2 protein-coding genes are annotated in these 2,260 nt (G+C 68.5%); both read left to right on the plus strand.

Annotated features, from left to right (window positions below; all coding sequences use genetic code 11):
- Positions 1 to 215 precede the first annotated feature (215 nt).
- Positions 216 to 1,373: an ATP-binding protein gene (locus tag VIB55_RS09890; RefSeq protein ID WP_331876487.1), complete on the plus strand. Its 1,158-nt coding sequence runs from the start codon at positions 216 to 218 to the stop codon at positions 1,371 to 1,373.
- Complete coding sequence (locus VIB55_RS09895) at positions 1,342 to 1,995, plus strand: response regulator transcription factor (protein ID WP_331876488.1); 654 nt, start codon at positions 1,342 to 1,344, stop codon at positions 1,993 to 1,995. Before VIB55_RS09890 ends, VIB55_RS09895 begins: the two co-directional genes overlap by 32 nt.
- The last annotated feature ends 265 nt before the right edge of the window (positions 1,996 to 2,260 follow it).

The following is a 2,260-nucleotide window of genomic DNA, read 5'->3' on the forward strand; positions in this document are numbered from 1 at the left end:
GCCGCCGGGACGGTGCGGGAGATGCGCGAGGGAATCGGGCAGGTGCACGTGCGCAGGTTTGGAGTTGGCGATGCATTGGGCTATCTTGTTGAATGGGCGCAAATTGCGCCTCCCGCTTTCTCTCCAAGAGATCGAGCCCGCCCGCCTGGACTGTCTGTCCGCGGCATGGTTCCCGACTTGCCGAGAGGGCCTCGTGCCCCACAGCAAGAACAGCCATGAACCAGACGACCCTCTCGTTCGAGCAGTATTCCGCCAAGCGCCTGCTGGACGACCGGGACCAGATCACCCGCGACTGGGTGGAAAAGCTTTCGGCGCAGCTGGACATTCATCCCATCCGCATCCTGCCGCACGACTCCATCCTCGACGACATTCCCGTCGTGCTGGGCCGGGCCGCCGAGTTCCTGCTGACGCCGGACCCGGAAAAGCTCACCGCCGAGGAGTTCGTTACCGCCGAGATGCGGAACATCGCCAGCCTCCGCCGCAGGCAGGGCTACGAGGTGCGCGAGATCATCCGCGAGTTCGACGAGCTGGCGCACATTCTGGACGTGGCGGCGCTGGTCTGGGTGGACGAATACCCCGGAACGCCCGACCCCAGGAGCGTGGGGCTCGTGTTCGGCCGGCTGAACCGGGTGCCCCTGCTGATGGGCCAGGTGACGGTGGGCGTGGTCGAGGACGAGCGCAACGAGCTGCTGCGCCGTCTTGCCTCGGCAGAGGAACAGGAGCGGCTGCGCATTTCGCGCGAGCTTCACGACCAGATGGGGCAGCTTGTGACGGCCCTGCAGGTGGGGCTCAAGGGCCTTCAGGGCGGCGAGGCAGACCGCGCGCGGCGCGTGGCCGAGCTGGAGCAGCTGGCCGGCCGCATTGCCCGCGAGGTGCACCAGCTGGCCGTGGAGATGCGCCCTCCCGGGCTCGACAACCTGGGCCTGACGCTGGCGCTGGAAAGCATGCTTCACGACTGGTCGGACCGCAACAGCATCGAGTGCGACTTCCAGGCGGTGGGCGTGGGCACCGAGCGCTTTGCCCCGGAGGTGGAAACCATGCTGTACCGGGTAGCGCAGGAGGCGCTGACCAACGTGCTGAAGCACGCCGCTGCCACGCGGGTGGGCGTCCTGCTGGAGCGGCGTGGCGGGGCCATTACCCTGGTCATCGAGGATGATGGCGAAGGGTTCGATACCGACCTGATGTACGAAAAGACGCAGGCGCTGGGGCTGCGGGGCATGCGTGAGCGGGTGGCGCCGCTGGGCGGCCGGCTGGACGTGGAGTCGACGCCGGGTGTGGGCACCACGCTGTTCGTGCGGGTATCAGACTCGTCTTCCCCCCCCCCCCAACTGACACGCCGCAATGAGCATGGTGCGCATACTGCTGGCCGATGATCACGAGATGGTGCGCGCCGGCCTGCGATCGCTCCTGGACGGCAGCGAGGGAATGGAGGTGGTGGGCGAGGCGCGCAACGGAGCCGAGGCGTTCCGCATGGCCTGCGAGCTTAAGCCCGACGTGGCGGTGCTGGACGTGTCCATGCCCGACATGGGCGGCCCCGAGGCCGCCGAAAAGCTGGCGCGCGAGTGCCCCGCGGTGCGAGTCCTGGCGCTCACCATGCACGACGACCGCGCCCACCTGACGCGAATGCTGGAGGCGGGCGCCGCGGGGTACGTGCTGAAGCGCGCCGCGGCCGACGAGCTGGTGCGCGCCATCCGCGTGGTGGCGGCCGGGGGCACGTACGTGGACCCCACGCTGGCCGGGCGCATGCTGCGCACCACCTCGCCGTCGCGCGGGATCCGTGACGCGCCCTCGCCCGAAACCCTGAGCGGGCGGGAGGAAGAGGTGCTGCGCCGCATCGCCTGGGGCCAGAGCAACAAGCAGATCGCGGCGGAGCTGGAGATCAGCACCAAGACGGTGGAAACGTACAAGGCCCGCATCAGCGACAAGCTGGGCCTGCGCAGCCGTACCGAGATGGTGCGCTACGCCTTACAGCAGGGCTGGCTCGCCGACGAGTAAGTCCCTCGGTCTCTCTTTGTCGGGAAATTCCCCGACGCGTGTTCCCCTCCTCCCGATACCCCCTCCGCCGCGGTTGCCGTAAACTGTAACCAGTTGATACGAAGCGCGATACGATGCGCCCGCCAAACTTCTGGTTCCCAGGCCGCCCTCCCGGCGCCCGGTTACGGTCCCTTCACGCGGCCCCATGTACGATCTCATTTCCGACCGAGTGGCAGCCATGCGCGCCGCCGCCGAAGCGCGCGCGCAGCGGATCCGTGAGCGCGCG

Origin of the sequence: Longimicrobium sp., from assembly GCF_036554565.1 — a bacterium.
Classification (GTDB): Bacteria; Gemmatimonadota; Gemmatimonadetes; order Longimicrobiales; family Longimicrobiaceae; genus Longimicrobium.

Excerpts from the sequence above, each read along its gene's own strand:
- VIB55_RS09890 (WP_331876487.1), top strand. The coding sequence starts at position 216 with ATGAACCAGACGACCCTCTCGTTCGAGCAGTATTCCGCCAAGCGCCTG.
- VIB55_RS09895 (WP_331876488.1), top strand. The coding sequence starts at position 1,342 with ATGAGCATGGTGCGCATACTGCTGGCCGATGATCACGAGATGGTGCGC.